Below are 14997 nucleotides of genomic sequence, written 5' to 3' on the forward strand. Positions count from 1 at the left end.
CTCATGATACCTGCCCCGGCCGCGGCTCACCGGCCATCGGCTATCTTCACGGCGCCGGGCGGCGGGGGGCGGTTCGCCCGGCGCGTAGCCTCGGGCGTAGCCAAGGACCTAGCAGGCGCTCAGCCGAGCGCGGCCGACACCAGCCAGCGCTTGATCAACGGCTGCGCGCCGACCAGCGCCATACCGGTGTTGCGCACCGCGCGCGCGAGCGGCCCGGGTACCGAGAACAGTTTCTGCAGGCCGTCGGTCGCGATCATCAGTGCACGAATGTCCTCGCGGCGCGAGCGTTCGTAACGGCGCAGCAGCACCATGTCGCCGAGATCGCGAAACGACTCCTTGCCGGCGACCGTGCTGGCGAGCGCGGCGACGTCGCGCAAACCGAGGTTCATTCCCTGGCCGGCGAGCGGATGGATCAGATGCGCGGCATCGCCGACCAGTGCAACACGCGGCGCGACCAGCCGGTCCACCGTTTGCAGCGCTAGCGGGAAGCCTTGCGCGGGCGTCACGCATTCGAGCGCGCCGAACTGGCCGCCCGTCACCCGCTCCACTTCCGCCGCGAGCCGTTCGGGATCGAGCGCGAGCAGTTGCTCCGCGTGCTCGGTGCGCGCGGACCAGACCAGCGACACATGGCCGTCCGGCATCGGCAGCAGCGCGATGATTTCGCCGTCGCGGAACCATTGGTACGCAGTCTCGCCGTGCGGCCGCTCCGCCTTGAAATTGGCGACCACGCCGGTCTGCTTGTAGTCGCGCCGCACCATCTTCGAACCGATCTGCGCACGCACCCACGAATGCGCGCCGTCCGCGCCGACCACCAGATCCGCCGCGAGCACGTTGCCGTTGGCGAGGCCGACGCTGGCGCTGTCGGCGGTGAAATCGAGCGCCTGCGCACGCGAGTCGATCCAGTTCAGATTCGGCTGGAAGCGCAGCGCCGCATCGAGCGAGCGTTCGATCACCGACGATTCGACGATCCACGCGAGCTGCGGCACCGATGCCTGGAAAGCGGAGAAATGCAGTTCGGCATGCGCGTCGCCGTAGACGCGCATGTCGTAGACCGGCCCGAGCCGCGCGTGATCGAGCGCCTGCCAGACCCGCAGCCGTTCGAGCAACGCCTGCGAACTCGACGACAGCGCGTACACCCGCGAGTCGAAGGCAGCGCCGGCGGGCAGCGCCGCGCACGGCTGCGCGAGTAGCGCGACACGCAGTCCGGCTTGCGTGAGCGCGAGCGCCGCGGTCTTGCCGACGAGCCCGCCGCCGATCACCGCGGCATCGAAAGTCTGGTGGTGTGCGTTCATCCGCGCATTATAGCCGCGGGGGTTGCGGGGGACGGATCGATGGACGCGGCATTTCGCGCCCGCTGGAACGCGCTGCCGCGCTGGGTAAAAAGGGTGCCGGCGCTAATGCGGGATGTGAGTGGTGTCAGTGCCGTTCGGGCCGGTCAGTGCGCCGCGCCGCTGGCCGCGAGCGCCGCGTTGGCCTCGCGCATGCGCATGAACTCCCGATCGGACGACAGGTTGCGCCACGCGGCCGCTTCGAGCTGCGCCTTGCGATCGCGCTGATCGCCGCGCACCGCGCAGTCGGGGAACACGCGGTCGAACACCTGCCACAGCGAGTCGAAGTCGTTCTTGTCGGCGAACCGCGCGATGCTCGCCCGGTCCTCGTGCGACAGATGGCTGGTCAGGCAGTCGATCGTCTGGCGGTCCGTGGTGGCCTGGGCTTCGTCGAAATTCGGCGCGACCCATGTGACCACGACGCCCACCACGATCGCGACCGCGGCTGCGGTTCCCACCCATCCAATGATTCGCACGCTGCTCCCCCGAGAAATAAGCTCTGCCGGCTTTGGACAGACGATTCTACAGGGGCTGCGGGCAAATGCGCGGACCGGCCGCCGCAGGCGAACGGGTTACAATTGCGCTTTCCGTGAAAACTCGCACTCAATCGTCGAGCCAACGCCCCGATCGGGTGACTTGTCCGCTCCGCTGAGCCCGCCGCGCGCCGCCCTGCGCAACGGCGTTCCAGATCCCCGCCCAGCGTCGAGCGCATCACGCAACTTACTGATTCACTGAAGGATTTCCATGAGCCTCAAATGCGGCATCGTCGGCCTGCCCAACGTCGGCAAGTCCACCCTGTTCAACGCGCTGACCAAGGCGGGCATCGCCGCCGAAAACTACCCGTTCTGCACGATCGAGCCGAATGTCGGCGTGGTCGAAGTGCCGGACGCGCGTCTGAAGGCGCTCGCCGAAATCGTCAAGCCTGAGCGCATCCTGCCCGCGGTGGTCGAATTCGTCGACATCGCCGGTCTGGTGGCCGGTGCGAGCAAGGGCGAAGGCCTGGGCAACCAGTTCCTCGCGAACATCCGCGAAACCGACGCGATCACGCACGTGGTGCGCTGCTTCGAGGACGACAACGTGATTCACGTCGCCAACAAGGTCGATCCGCTGTCGGACATCGAAGTGATCAACACCGAACTCGCGCTCGCCGACCTCGCGACCGTCGAAAAGGCGCTCGCGCGCTACTCGAAGGCGGCCAAATCGGGCAACGACAAGGAAGCCGTGAAGAACGCGGCGGTGCTCGAAAAGGTCCGCGTGCAGCTCGACCAGGCCAAGCCGGTGCGCGCGTTGCAGTTGTCGGAGGAAGAACAGGCGACCCTCAAGCCGTTCTGCCTGATCACCGCGAAGCCGACCATGTACGTCGCCAACGTGAAGGACGACGGCTTCGAGAACAACCCGCACCTCGACGCGGTCAAGAAGTTCGCGGCCGCCGAAAACGCGCCGGTGGTGGCCGTGTGCGCGGCGGTCGAAGCGGAAATCGCCGACCTCGACGAAGCCGACATGGAAGTGTTTCTCGCCGACATGGGGATGGACGAGCCGGGCCTGAACCGGGTGATCCGCGCGGGCTTCCGCCTGCTCGGTCTGCAGACCTACTTCACGGCCGGCGTGAAGGAAGTGCGCGCGTGGACGATCCATATCGGCGACACTGCACCGAAGGCGGCCGGCGCGATCCACACCGACTTCGAGCGCGGCTTCATCCGCGCGCAAACCATCGGCTTCGACGACTTCATCGCGTACAAGGGCGAACAAGGCGCGAAGGAAGCCGGCAAGATGCGCGCGGAAGGCAAGGAATACGTGGTGCACGACGGCGACGTGATGAACTTCCTGTTCAACGTGTAAAAGCAAAGCGCCGCGCCGGATCACGACCGGCGCGCACCGCATCGAGCCATGCGCCCCCGCGGCGGATGTGCGTTCAGAAAAGCCCGCGTCCAGCGGGCTTTTTTCATATGGCCGATACGGTCCCGCGCAGGACTGCCAACCAACCCTGCCTCCAGCGCGGGCAGAAACTCCTGTCTTCGCCCCCGCCTGCCCGGCCTCCCGCCATTTATTTCCGTTTCATGACAGCCGATGTTAAATTGCGGCTTCCGGCGCCCGCCACGAGCCTTTCGCGCCGCCCGGCCTTCGACGCCGGAATGTCATCGAACCAAAATAGAATCGCGCGATCCGCATCCGCGCCAGTGCGCACAGGAGACAAATCGATGAATTGCAAGCCGCTGTTCCGTTCGCTATCGGTCGCCGCAGTACTGAGCGTCGGCCTCAGCCAGGCCGCCCACGCCGCCACCGAAATCCAGTTCTGGCACGCGATGGAAGCCGCACTCGGCGAACGTCTGAACGACATCGCGAACGACTTCAACAAATCGCAAAGCGACTACAAGATCGTGCCGGTGTTCAAGGGCACCTACGACCAGACGCTCGCGGCCGGCATCGCCGCTTACCGCAGCGGCAACGCGCCGGCGATCCTGCAGGTCTACGAAGTCGGCACCGCGACGATGATGCAGGCCAAAAAGGCAATCGTTCCGGTCACCGAAGTATTCAGAAACGCCGGCGTGCCGCTCGACCAGAAGGCCTTCGTGCCGACCATCGCCAGCTACTACAGCGACCCGAAAACCGGCGAGCTGATCTCGATGCCGTTCAACAGCTCGACGCCGGTGCTGTACTACAACAAGGACGCGTTCAAGAAAGCCGGCCTCGATCCGAATCAGCCGCCGAAGACCTGGGCCGAACTGCATGCCGACGCGCAGAAGCTGAAGGCCGCGGGCATGTCGTGCGGCTACTCGTCGGGCTGGCAGAGCTGGATTCAGCTCGAAAACTACAGCGCGTGGCATGCGGCGCCGTTCGCATCGAAGAACAACGGCTTCGACGGCCTCGACGCGCAGCTCGAATTCAACAAGCCGCTGCAGGTCGCGCACATCCAGTTCCTGCAGAACATGGGCAAGGACGGCACCTTCACCTATGTCGGCCGCAAGGACGAACCGGTATCGAAGTTCTATAGCGGCGACTGCGGGATCATCACGAACTCGTCGGGCTCGCTCGCGACGATCAGGAAGTACGCGAAGTTCAACTTCGGCACCGGCATGATGCCGTACGACGAGAGCGTGAAGGGCGCGCCGCAGAACGCGATCATCGGCGGAGCGAGCCTGTGGGTGCTGTCGGGCAAGGACCCGGCCGTCTACAAGGGCGTCGCAAAGTTCCTCGCGTACGTGGCCACCGCGCCGGTCGCCGCGAAATGGCACCAGGACACCGGCTATCTGCCGATCACCACGGCCGCGTATGACCTGACCCGCCAGCAGGGCTTCTACGAAAAGAACCCGGGCAGCGACACCGCGATCCGCCAGATGCTGAACAAACCCCCGCTGCCGTTCACGAAGGGCCTGCGGCTGGGCAACATGCCGCAGATCCGCACCGTGATCGACGAAGAACTCGAGCAGGTGTGGGCGGGCAAGAAGACGCCTCAACAGGCGCTCGACTCGTCGGTGTCGCGCGGCAATGACCTGCTGCGCCGCTTCGAAAAGGCCGGCAATTAAGTCGACAACCAAGTCGGCAACGTGGTTCGCAAACAGGCTGGCAACCGAACCGGCCGCGCGGCCGGCACACCCGGGCGGCACATCCGCCGCCTGCTAACCGGGTTCCGGCGCCGCCGCGCCGGAACCCGTCGTTGCAGCACACCGTGGAAACTTCGATGGAAAAGCGCTCCAGTTTCGGCACCAGCGCCCTGCCCTACCTGCTGGTCGGGCCGCAACTGCTCATCACGCTGGTGTTCTTCCTGTGGCCGGCCGGCGAGGCGCTGTGGCAATCGACGCAAAGCCAGGATGCGTTCGGCACCTCCAGCCAGTTCGTCGGCCTCGCCAACTTCAGGCAGCTATTCGCCGATCCGCTCTATCTGGCGTCGTTCAATACGACGATCGTGTTCTGCGCGCTCGTCACCGTATCCGGACTCGTGATCTCGCTGCTGCTCGCTGTCTGCGCGGATCGCGTGACGCGCGGCGCGAAGCTCTATCAAACGCTGCTGATCTGGCCGTACGCGGTCGCGCCGGCGATCGCCGCGGTGCTGTGGACGTTCCTGTTCAACCCCAGCATCGGTCTTGTCACCTTCGCGCTCGCGCGGCTCGGCGTCACGTGGAATCACGCGCTGAACCCCGGTCAGGCGATGTTCCTCGTGGTGCTCGCATCGGTCTGGCAGCAGGTCAGCTACAACTTCCTGTTTTTCTACGCGGGCCTGCAGGCGATTCCGCGCTCGCTGATCGAAGCGGCCGCGATCGACGGCGCCGGTCCGGTGCGGCGCTTCTTCGGCATCGCGCTGCCGCTGCTGTCGCCGACCACGTTCTTCCTGCTGGTGATCAACATCACCTACGCGTTTTTCGACACCTTCCCGGTGATCGATGCCGCGACAGGCGGCGGCCCCGGCCAGGCGACCCGCACGCTGATCTACAAGATCTTCGCCGAGGGCTTCCAGGGACTCGACATCGGCAGCTCGGGCGCGCAGTCGGTCGTGCTGATGGTGATCGTCGTCGTGCTGACCGTCGTGCAATTTCGCTTCATCGAACGCAGGGTTCAATACTCATGATCGAGAACCGCCGCGGTTTCGACCTGTTCTGCCACGTGGTGCTGATCATCGGCGTCGCGCTGGTGGTGTTTCCGGTGTACGTCGCGTTCTGCGCGGCGACGATGAGCGAGCACGAGGTGTTCAGCGTGCCGCTGTCGCTGGTGCCGAGCACGCATCTGTTCGAGAACATCGCAACCGTCTGGACCCAGGGGACCGGCAACGCGGCCGCGCCGTTCAACCGGATGCTGTTGAACAGTCTGGTGATGGCGCTGGTGATCGCGATCGGCAAGATCTCGGTGTCGATGATCTCCGCGTACGCGATCGTCTACTTCCGCTTCCCGTTTCGCACGCTCGCGTTCTGGCTGATTTTCATCACGCTGATGCTGCCGGTCGAAGTGCGGATCTTCCCGACCGTGCAGGTCGTGTCGTCGATGCATCTGAGCAATACCTACACCGGTCTGACGCTGCCGCTGATCGCGTCGGCCACCGCGACCTTCCTGTTCCGCCAGTTCTTCAAGACGCTGCCCGACGAACTGATGGAGGCCGCCCGGATCGACGGCGCGGGGCCGCTGCGCTTCTTCTGGGACGTGGTGCTGCCGCTGTCGCGCACCACGATGGCCGCGCTGTTCGTGATTACCTTCATCTACGGCTGGAACCAGTATCTGTGGCCGATCCTGATCACCAGCCAGCAATCGCTGATCACCGCGGTGATCGGCATCCGGGGGATGATCGCGTCGGGCGACACCGCAACCGAATGGCATCTGGTGATGACCGCGACGCTGCTGGCGATGCTGCCGCCCCTCGTGGTCGTGCTGACGATGCAGCGCTGGTTCGTGCGCGGACTGGTGGATTCGGAGAAGTGAGCGGGCGCGACCGCTCCGCTCGAATCGAACCTGCGCGCGCCTCACGCTCTATCCAGAGCGACGCGCCGCAAGCACTCAAAACAAAGGTTGGAACCGCATGGCCGCACTGACTCTGCAACGCGTTAAGAAGACCTACGACGGCAAACAGTTCATCCTGCACGGGATCGATGTCGACGTCGCCGACGGCGAATTCGTCGTGATGGTCGGGCCGTCCGGCTGCGGCAAGTCGACGTTGCTGCGGATGGTCGCCGGGCTCGAACGCATCTCCGACGGGCAGATTTCGATCGCCGGCAAGGTCGTCAACGAGCTGGAACCGAAGGACCGCAACATCGCGATGGTGTTCCAGAACTACGCGCTGTACCCGCATATGAGCGTCGCCGAAAACATGGGTTACGCGCTGAAGATCGCCGGCGTCGCGCGCGAGCAGATCGCCAGACGCGTCGAAGCCGCCGCGCAGATTCTCGAACTCGAACCGCTGCTGCAGCGCAAGCCGCGCGAGCTTTCGGGCGGCCAGCGCCAGCGCGTCGCGATGGGCCGCGCGATCGTGCGCGAACCGGCGGTGTTCCTGTTCGACGAACCGCTGTCGAATCTCGACGCGCGGCTGCGCGTGCAGATGCGCCTCGAAATCCAGCGCCTGCATGCGCGGCTTCGAACCACCAGCCTGTACGTGACCCACGATCAGATCGAAGCGATGACGCTCGCGCAGCGCGTGATCGTGATGAACAAGGGGCACGCCGAGCAGATCGGCGCGCCGACCGAGGTCTACGAGCGGCCGGCGACGGTGTTCGTCGCGAGCTTCATCGGCTCGCCGGGGATGAATCTGCTGGAAGGCCGCGTATCCGACGACGGCTCGACGTTCGATGTCGCCGGCAACGGTCCGCGGCTGCCGCTCGCGGGCGTGCCGTCGATCGGCCGCGAAGTCGCGACGGGCCGCGAATGGATGCTCGGCATCCGCCCCGAGCATATGAGCCCAGGCACGCAGAACGCGCCGCATGCGACGCTGACCGTCGATTCGTGCGAATTGCTCGGCGCGGACAATCTCGCGCACGGCCGCTGGGGCAAGCACGACGTGACCGCGCGGCTGCCACACGCCCATCGTCCGGCGGCCGGCGAAGCGCTGCAGGTTGCGCTGCCCGCGCAGCATCTGCACTTCTTCGATCCGCAGACGGGACGGCGCGCGAACTGACCGGGCCGCGCCGCCACGCTCCCACGCCAGGGGCGCGTAACGCCGGGCCACACGGCAGCTTCCCCCCTGCCGCCCCGCCCCCGCCGCGAAGTACAATGCCACCTGAACCACCGCCGCGCGCGCGAACGTCGTCGAAATCCGCTGCCGCGCCGGCCGGCGCCGGGCACTCAGCCCGGCCCTGACACACCGATTACCCATTCACCCCCGACTGCCCGCCCGCACGCGGCCGGCGTCGTCAACGTCTACTGCAAGCAAAATGGCCCAATACGTTTTCACCATGAACCGGGTCGGCAAAATCGTGCCGCCCAAGCGCCAGATCCTCAAGGACATCTCGCTGTCGTTCTTCCCCGGCGCGAAGATCGGTCTGCTCGGCCTGAACGGCTCGGGCAAGTCGACGCTGATCCGCATCATGGCCGGTGTGGATACCGAGATCGAAGGCGAAGCCACGCCGATGCCGAACCTGAACATCGGCTACCTGCCGCAGGAACCGCAGCTCGATCCGCAAAAGACGGTGCGTGAGGCGGTCGAGGAAGGTCTCGGCGACGTGTTCAACGCGCAGAAGAAGCTCGACGAAATCTACGCGGCCTACGCGGAGCCGGACGCCGACTTCGACGCGCTCGCGGCCGAACAGGCCAAGTACGAAGCGATCCTCGCGACCTCGGACGGCAGCGCCGATCAGCAGATCGAGATCGCCGCCGACGCGCTGCGTCTGCCGGCGTGGGACGCGAAGATCGAACATCTGTCGGGCGGCGAAAAGCGTCGCGTCGCACTGTGCAAGCTGCTGCTGCAAAAGCCCGACATGCTGCTGCTCGACGAGCCGACCAACCACCTCGACGCGGAATCGGTCGAGTGGCTCGAACAGTTCCTCACGCGCTTCCCGGGCACCGTCGTCGCGGTCACCCACGATCGCTACTTCCTCGATAACGCCGCCGAGTGGATTCTCGAACTGGACCGCGGCCACGGCATTCCGTGGAAGGGCAACTACAGCAGCTGGCTCGATCAGAAGGAAGAGCGCCTGAAGCAGGAAGAGGCGTCGGAATCGGCGCGTCAGAAGGCGATCAAGAAGGAACTCGAGTGGGTGCGTCAGAACCCGAAGGGCCGTCAGGCGAAGTCGAAGGCGCGTATCGCCCGCTTCGAGGAGCTGAACAGCCAGGACTACCAGAAGCGCAACGAAACCCAGGAAATCTTCATTCCGGTCGGCGACCGCCTCGGCAATGAAGTGATCGAGTTCAAGAACGTCAGCAAGTCGTACGGCGAGCGCCTGCTGCTCGATAACGTCAGCTTCAAGATTCCGGCCGGCGCGATCGTCGGCATCATCGGCCCGAACGGCGCCGGTAAGTCGACGCTGTTCCGCATGCTGACCGGCCGCGAACAGCCGGATTCGGGCGAGATCGTGCAAGGCCCGACCGTCAAGCTCGCTTACGTGGACCAGAGCCGCGAAGCGCTGGCCGCGAACAAGACCGTGTTCGAGGAAATCTCGGGCGGCGCCGACGTGCTGACGGTCGGCAGGTACGAAACGCCGTCGCGCGCGTACATCGGCCGCTTCAACTTCAAGGGCGGCGACCAGCAGAAGATCGTCGGCAATCTGTCGGGCGGCGAACGCGGCCGTCTGCATCTGGCCAAGACGCTGATCGCCGGCGGCAACGTGCTGCTGCTCGACGAACCGTCGAACGACCTCGACGTCGAAACGCTACGCGCGCTCGAAGACGCGCTGCTCGAATTCGCCGGCTCGGTGCTGGTGATCTCGCACGATCGCTGGTTCCTCGACCGGATCGCGACGCACATCCTCGCGTTCGAAGGCGACTCGCAAGTGACGTTCTTCGACGGCAACTATCAGGAATACGAAGCCGACAAGCGCGCGCGTCTCGGCGAGGAAGGCGCGCGGCCGAAGCGTCTACGCTACAAGCCGATCTCGCGTTAAGCGCGTTAAGCGCGTGATGCCCCCGCCGTCCGTGTCGCTTTATCACGGAGCAGCGGCGGGGCATGCGCGTTGCTTGTCGGGGGCGTTGCGGGAGCTGGGCATTCGCGGCGCGCTGGTGGCAAGCCGGTGCAAGGCCGGCTCGCCTATCCAAAAAAATGCGCGAAGAAAAATGCTGGAAACGTGCGCGCGGCCGCGCACCGATAAGCCGGTCATCAGCACACCGCCCGACGCGGTGACGAGGAGGCAAGCATGGCGTTGTCGAGGGGCAGGCGCTGGATCGTCGTCGTGGCGGGCACGTTGCTGGCACTGGTTCTGCTGGCCATCGGCGCGCTGCAATTCGCACAACAGGAAATCAAGGATCGCGTCACCGCGGCGCTCGGCCCGCTGGGCAGCGCGGAAAGTATCGACGTCGGCCTCACCTCGCTGCATCTGTCCCACGTTCTGCTGAAAGCGCCGCCCGGCTGGCCGGCCGGCGAGCCGCTGCGCGCCGACGAAATCATCATCACGCCCGATGTGCGCGCGCTGCTCGGGCGGCGCATCCATATCCGCGAAGTCGTGATCCGTGGCTTCGACCTCGCGGTGCTGCGCAAACAGGACGGCTCGCTGAATCTGCTGCCGAATCTGCGCGAGTCGGTGAACCGCGCCGATCAGCCGAACGGCGCGAGGCCGTCGGCGCCGAGCGAAAAGCGGGTCGACCGGATCCGCTTCGAGCACGGCAATTTCCACTTCTACGACCTGACCGTCGGGCCGCCCGCGTTCAGGATCACGGTCAGCAATGCGAATGCGACCGTCGACAATCTGTATCTGCCGTCGCTCGCCGAGCCGACCAATGTCAGCGTCAGCGGCTCGATCAAGGGGCCGGCGCATACCGGCACGGTCAGCTTCGATGGCTGGATCAAGATAGCGAGCCGCGATTCGCAGACCACCAGCAAACTGCACGGCGTCGACGTCGTGACGCTCGATCCCTATCTGCTGAAGAAGGCCGGCACGCGCGCGCAGGTGACCGGCGGCACGGTCGATCTGACGATCGAATCGACGGTGCGCAACTATCACCTGCACGCACCCGGCACGGTGACGGTCCACAATCTGCAACTGGCCGAATCGACCAATCCGCTCGAAACCTTCATGTCGATTCCGACCCATGCCGCGGTCGCCGCGCTGAAGAAGCGCGACGGCGACATCACGCTGCATTTCGTGCTCGATGGCGATTTGCGCGATCCGAAGTTCTCGGTGCGCGAAGGGATCCTCGCGCGCATCGGCGCGGGCTTCGCGCAGGCGCTCGGGGTGAGCGTGGAAGGCGTCGCGAAGGGCGCCGGCGAGACCGTCAAGGGGCTCGGCAACGCGTTGAAGAATCTGTTGGGGCAGTAGCGGCGCGCGCGGTGTCGCCGCGCTCACCCACGCTCACACCGGCAAGCCCAGTTCGCGCAGTTGCCATGCCGTCCGCGCGGCGCTCGTGTGATGCACGCCGTGCCAGCCGAGCGCCGTCGCGGCCTCGGCGTTCTTCGCGTTGTCGTCGATAAAAACCAGCTCGGCCGGCTCGATGCCCGGAATTTGCAACTCGATGCAGCGGCGCATCTCCGCGAAGATCGCCGGATCCGGCTTCACCAGCTTCACCCGCCCCGATACGACGATGTCGCGAAACCGCCGCAGCACCGGGTAGTGCTCCCACGCATACGGGAAAGTCTCGGCCGACCAGTTGGTGAGGCCGAACAACGGCACGTCGGCCGCTTCGAGCTGCTCCATCAGCGCGACGCCGTCCTCCAGCACGCCGGCGACCATCTCGTGCCAGCGCTCGTAGAACGCGCGGATCAGACGCGCGTGATCGGGAAACTTCGCGATCAGCTCTCTGGTGCCTTCGGCGATCGGCTGGCCGCCGTCCTGGCGGATCACCCAGTCCATCGAACACACGTGCGTCAGAAACCAGCGGCGCTCGGTTTCATCGGGAATCAGCTGGCGGTATAGATAGTCAGGATTCCAGTCGATCAGCACACCACCGAAGTCGAACACCACTGCCTTGATTGCCATGCGCTCTCCGTTAATTCGCGAGGGGTTGCTACGCCACGCTCAGATGGGCTGCGTGCGCAGCTCGAGCCACGCCTTCGCGTCGCCGCTCACATGCGGCGACAGACGCGTGCGCACGGTCTCGTGATACGCGTTGAGCCACGTGCGCTCGTCGTCGCGCAGCAGCGACAGCTCGATGCAGCGCGTGTCGATCGGGCACAGCGTCAGCGTCTCGAACTTGAGGAAATCGCCGAACTCGGTTTTCTCCGCCGCGACGTTCAGCACGAGGTTTTCGATTCGCACACCCCACTTGCCCGGCCGGTACAGACCCGGTTCGTTCGACGTGATCATCCCCTCCTCCATCGCGGTCCACGGTTCGGCCGGCGCGTAGTGCGAGATCACCTGCGGGCCTTCGTGCACGTTCAGGAAGTAGCCGACGCCGTGACCGGTGCCATGACCATAGTCGGCGCCCGCCTGCCAGATCGGCGCGCGCGCGATCGCATCGAGCATCGGTGAACGGATGCCGCGCGGGAACTGCGCGCGCGACAACGCGATCATCCCTTTCAGCACCACCGTGAAATCGCGCCGCTGCGCGTCGCTCGGCGTGCCGACCGGCACGACGCGGGTGATGTCGGTGGTGCCGGTCAGATACTGGCCGCCGGAGTCGATCAGCAACAGGCCGTCGCCCTCGATCACCGCGTGCGACTCCTCGGTCGCGCGGTAGTGCGGCATCGCGCCGTTGCCGTTGAAGCCGGCGATCGTCGCGAAGCTCAGCGACACGAAACCGGGACGGCGCGCGCGGGCGGCCGTCAGACGTTCGTCGATGGTCAGCTCGGTGATCCGCTCGCGGCCCAGCGCGGCTTCGAACCACGCGAAGAATTCGGCGAGCGCCGCGCCGTCCTGCTCCATCGTCGCGCGCACGTGCGCGGCGTCGGCGGCGCTCTTGCACGACTTCAGGAAGGTCGACGGATTGACCGCCTCGACCAGCTTGACCGTCGACGGCACCGCCTGCAGCAGCCCATAAGTGATCCGGCGCGGGTCGATCAGCAGCGTGCTGCCGGCCGGCAGCGCGGCCAGCGCGTCGGCGGCCTTCGCATACGGCTCGACGTGGATGCCGTCGCGCGCGAGCACGGCGGCCAGCTCCGGCGACACCTTGCCGTCGGCGATGAACAGCGACACGCGATCCACGCCGATCAGCGCATGGGCGACGAACACCGGGTTGTAGCTGACGTCGGCGCCGCGCAGATTGAGCAGCCACGCGAGGTCGTCGAGGGTCGAGATGAAGTGCGACTGCGCGCCCTTGTCGGCCATCGCACGACGCACCTGCGCGAGCTTCTCCGCACGCGCGAGCCCCGCTTGCGGCTCGGCGTGCTCGAACACCGCGTCGGCGGGCAAGGCCGGGCGCTGCGCCCAGATCGCGTCGAACAGATCGACATCGGTGCGCAGTTGCACCCCGTGCGCGCCGAGCGTCGCGCTCAACGCACGCGCCGCCGCGACGCCGAGCACCGCGCCATCGACGCCGACCGTGCCGCCCTTCGCGACGTTTCGCGCGAGCCATTCAAAATGCGGAGTGGTCTGCTGGCCGCCGGTCATCTTCATCAGTTCGACGCCAGTGCCGGCCAGTTGCGCGCTGGCCTGCTCCCAATACCGGCTGTCGGTCCACACACCGGCGAAATCCGCGCTGACGATCAACGTGCCGGCCGAGCCGGTGAAGCCCGACAGCCACTGGCGACCCTGCCAGCGCCCGGGCAGGTACTCGGACAGATGCGGATCGGCGGACGGCACCAGATAAGCGGCGATGCCTTCGCGCGCCATCGCGGCGCGCAGGCTCGCGAGACGCTCGGGAATGGAAGAGGTTTCGGGGAGTCGGGCGTTCATGGGGTTACCTGCAAAGAATTCATCGACGGACCGCGCGGCGCGAGCCGAGGCCGACCGTCACGGCGACGACGATCAGCGCGACGGCGGTACACACCGGCCATTCGAGCAATTCGCCATCATGGAACAGACCGGTCACGTTGCCGGCCATGCGCGCGACACTCGCGCCGAGCACACCCGCGACGAGCGCAAGCCAACAGCGGGTGCGGCTCGCCCGGCGCAACGGATGCAGCCACCAGCCGGCGAGACCGATCGCGACACCTAGCACGAGAATGCCTGGCCAACCCATCAGCGACGAGCCTCGCAACATGACCGCAGCAAAATCGGATTCGTCTCATAGGCGAAGGGAGCCGCCACAGCTAGCATTTTTGCCTCATTAACTATACAAGTTCAGCACGGCGCTTTCCGCGTAGCGGTTGAGTTTAGGGGTCGGGAGTGTGCTTAGGCAAGCTGAAAGGCTTCCTGCAAAGGCAGCCCCCGCTCATTGCCAGGCTGACGCAGAGCCATGCGCATCGCCCTCATCGAACCTGACGTGCTGCATGCCAAGTTAGTCGACCGGCTGATTTTTGCCGGCGGCCACATCTGCCAGCACTTCACCACCAGCGCCAAGTTTCTGCAGCGCGCCGCGGACGAATTTTTCGACCTGCTGATCACCGAAAGCTGGGCCGGCGACCACTGCGCCGAAGATGTGATCCCGCGCGCGCGCTCCATTCTGCCTGGCCTGCCCGTCATGATGCTGATCGCGGACCCGCGCGAGAGTCAGATCGTCGCCGCGCTGCACGCCGGCGCCGACGACTGCCTGAGCAAACCGGTGCGTGGTCCGGAAATGCTGGCGCGAGTGGAGGCACTGCAGCGCCGCGCGGGTCTGCGGCGGCCCGCCAACCGGCGCCGCGACGTGATCGGCGGTTATACGTTCGACGCCGCGAACTTCGAGGTGAGCTTCCGCGATCTCACGGTGATCCTGACGCCGAAGGAATTTCGCCTCGCGCTGCTGCTGTTCAACAACCTCGCGCGCCCGGTGTCGCGCGCGCACATCCTGGAAACCGTGTGGTCGCGTCGTCGCGACGTAAAGTCGCGCACCATCGATACCCATGCGTCGCGGGTACGCAGCAAGCTGCAACTGCGCCCGGAGCTTGGCTACACGCTGACGCCGGTCTATGGTTACGGTTATCAGCTCGACCCGATTCCGTTGGAAAGCCTGACCGGCGCGATCTGACACATGCCCGGTATGTGGCGCGCCGGATGTGAAAATCGTGAAAACGCTATAATATCGGCCTGAA

The 14997-nt window shown here is 65.8% G+C and carries 14 protein-coding genes; 8 read left to right on the plus strand and 6 right to left on the minus strand.

The window, feature by feature from the left end; all coding sequences use genetic code 11:
• Window positions 1-119: 119 nt before the first annotated feature.
• Together LJ656_RS27830 and LJ656_RS27835 are read right to left on the minus strand one after the other, a co-directional pair.
• Window positions 120-1292 carry a UbiH/UbiF family hydroxylase gene (locus tag LJ656_RS27830; protein ID WP_230512747.1) on the minus strand — a complete coding sequence of 391 codons (1173 nt, stop codon included), beginning with the start codon at window positions 1290-1292 and terminating at the stop codon, window positions 120-122.
• 143 nt (window positions 1293-1435) lie between these two features.
• Window positions 1436-1804 carry a hypothetical protein gene (locus tag LJ656_RS27835; protein WP_230512748.1) on the minus strand — a complete coding sequence of 123 codons (369 nt, stop codon included), beginning with the start codon at window positions 1802-1804 and terminating at the stop codon, window positions 1436-1438.
• Between the two features lie 268 nt (window positions 1805-2072).
• On the opposite strand from LJ656_RS27835, the gene ychF reads away from it, so the two are divergent.
• Entirely contained in the window at window positions 2073-3167 is a 1095-nt protein-coding gene (ychF, locus tag LJ656_RS27840; RefSeq protein ID WP_230512749.1) for a redox-regulated ATPase YchF, read from the plus strand.
• A 205-nt stretch (window positions 3168-3372) separates the two neighbouring features.
• On the opposite strand, the gene LJ656_RS27845 is transcribed toward ychF, so the two are convergent.
• Window positions 3373-3537 carry a hypothetical protein gene (locus LJ656_RS27845; RefSeq protein WP_230512750.1) on the minus strand — a complete coding sequence of 55 codons (165 nt, stop codon included), beginning with the start codon at window positions 3535-3537 and terminating at the stop codon, window positions 3373-3375.
• Here LJ656_RS27845 and ugpB point away from each other — a divergent pair.
• From ugpB to LJ656_RS27875, 6 genes are all read left to right on the plus strand, one after another.
• On the plus strand, window positions 3527-4852 hold the full coding sequence (gene ugpB / locus LJ656_RS27850) for a sn-glycerol-3-phosphate ABC transporter substrate-binding protein UgpB (RefSeq protein ID WP_230512751.1): 1326 nt from the start codon (window positions 3527-3529) through the stop codon (window positions 4850-4852). The two genes, LJ656_RS27845 and ugpB, sit on opposite strands and share 11 nt — an antisense overlap.
• Window positions 4853-5007: 155 nt before the next feature.
• The gene (gene ugpA / locus LJ656_RS27855; protein WP_075303090.1) at window positions 5008-5892 is read left to right on the plus strand and encodes a sn-glycerol-3-phosphate ABC transporter permease UgpA; all 885 of its coding nucleotides are present in this window, start codon (window positions 5008-5010) and stop codon (window positions 5890-5892) included.
• Window positions 5889-6734, plus strand: coding sequence for a sn-glycerol-3-phosphate ABC transporter permease UgpE (gene ugpE / locus LJ656_RS27860; RefSeq protein ID WP_230512752.1), 846 nt, complete (start codon window positions 5889-5891; stop codon window positions 6732-6734). The genes ugpA and ugpE overlap by 4 nt, the downstream gene beginning before the upstream one ends.
• Before the next feature lie 97 nt (window positions 6735-6831).
• Window positions 6832-7920, plus strand: coding sequence for a sn-glycerol-3-phosphate import ATP-binding protein UgpC (locus LJ656_RS27865; RefSeq protein WP_230512753.1), 1089 nt, complete (start codon window positions 6832-6834; stop codon window positions 7918-7920).
• Between the two features lie 256 nt (window positions 7921-8176).
• Window positions 8177-9841, plus strand: coding sequence for an energy-dependent translational throttle protein EttA (ettA, locus tag LJ656_RS27870; protein ID WP_230512754.1), 1665 nt, complete (start codon window positions 8177-8179; stop codon window positions 9839-9841).
• 249 nt (window positions 9842-10090) lie between these two features.
• Window positions 10091-11209: a DUF748 domain-containing protein gene (locus LJ656_RS27875; RefSeq protein ID WP_230512755.1), complete on the plus strand. Its 1119-nt coding sequence runs from the start codon at window positions 10091-10093 to the stop codon at window positions 11207-11209.
• A 33-nt stretch (window positions 11210-11242) separates the two neighbouring features.
• Here LJ656_RS27875 and LJ656_RS27880 read toward each other — a convergent pair whose 3' ends face one another.
• The 3 genes from LJ656_RS27880 to LJ656_RS27890 are packed head-to-tail and all read right to left on the minus strand — an operon-like array spanning window position 11243 to window position 14006.
• Window positions 11243-11866 (minus strand): HAD family hydrolase, encoded by a 624-nt coding sequence (locus tag LJ656_RS27880; protein WP_230512756.1) that lies wholly within the window; start codon window positions 11864-11866, stop codon window positions 11243-11245.
• Between the two features lie 39 nt (window positions 11867-11905).
• Complete coding sequence (locus tag LJ656_RS27885) at window positions 11906-13720, minus strand: aminopeptidase P family protein (protein WP_230512757.1); 1815 nt, start codon at window positions 13718-13720, stop codon at window positions 11906-11908.
• A 19-nt stretch (window positions 13721-13739) separates the two neighbouring features.
• Window positions 13740-14006 (minus strand): hypothetical protein, encoded by a 267-nt coding sequence (locus tag LJ656_RS27890; protein ID WP_230512840.1) that lies wholly within the window; start codon window positions 14004-14006, stop codon window positions 13740-13742.
• A 216-nt stretch (window positions 14007-14222) separates the two neighbouring features.
• On the opposite strand from LJ656_RS27890, the gene LJ656_RS27895 reads away from it, so the two are divergent.
• Window positions 14223-14933: a response regulator transcription factor gene (locus tag LJ656_RS27895; protein WP_075303136.1), complete on the plus strand. Its 711-nt coding sequence runs from the start codon at window positions 14223-14225 to the stop codon at window positions 14931-14933.
• The last annotated feature ends 64 nt before the right edge of the window (window positions 14934-14997 follow it).

The organism is Paraburkholderia sejongensis, assembly GCF_020880815.1.
Taxonomy (GTDB): domain Bacteria; phylum Pseudomonadota; class Gammaproteobacteria; order Burkholderiales; family Burkholderiaceae; genus Paraburkholderia; species Paraburkholderia sejongensis.

Bases quoted from the DNA above. Each gene is read 5' to 3' on its own strand.
- LJ656_RS27830 (WP_230512747.1), bottom strand. From the start codon at position 1,292: ATGAACGCACACCACCAGACTTTCGATGCCGCGGTGATCGGCGGCGGG.
- ychF (WP_230512749.1), top strand. From the start codon at position 2,073: ATGAGCCTCAAATGCGGCATCGTCGGCCTGCCCAACGTCGGCAAGTCC.
- ugpB (WP_230512751.1), top strand. From the start codon at position 3,527: ATGAATTGCAAGCCGCTGTTCCGTTCGCTATCGGTCGCCGCAGTACTG.
- ugpA (WP_075303090.1), top strand. From the start codon at position 5,008: ATGGAAAAGCGCTCCAGTTTCGGCACCAGCGCCCTGCCCTACCTGCTG.
- ugpE (WP_230512752.1), top strand. From the start codon at position 5,889: ATGATCGAGAACCGCCGCGGTTTCGACCTGTTCTGCCACGTGGTGCTG.
- LJ656_RS27865 (WP_230512753.1), top strand. From the start codon at position 6,832: ATGGCCGCACTGACTCTGCAACGCGTTAAGAAGACCTACGACGGCAAA.
- ettA (WP_230512754.1), top strand. From the start codon at position 8,177: ATGGCCCAATACGTTTTCACCATGAACCGGGTCGGCAAAATCGTGCCG.
- LJ656_RS27875 (WP_230512755.1), top strand. From the start codon at position 10,091: ATGGCGTTGTCGAGGGGCAGGCGCTGGATCGTCGTCGTGGCGGGCACG.
- LJ656_RS27880 (WP_230512756.1), bottom strand. From the start codon at position 11,866: ATGGCAATCAAGGCAGTGGTGTTCGACTTCGGTGGTGTGCTGATCGAC.
- LJ656_RS27885 (WP_230512757.1), bottom strand. From the start codon at position 13,720: ATGAACGCCCGACTCCCCGAAACCTCTTCCATTCCCGAGCGTCTCGCG.
- LJ656_RS27890 (WP_230512840.1), bottom strand. From the start codon at position 14,006: ATGGGTTGGCCAGGCATTCTCGTGCTAGGTGTCGCGATCGGTCTCGCC.
- LJ656_RS27895 (WP_075303136.1), top strand. From the start codon at position 14,223: ATGCGCATCGCCCTCATCGAACCTGACGTGCTGCATGCCAAGTTAGTC.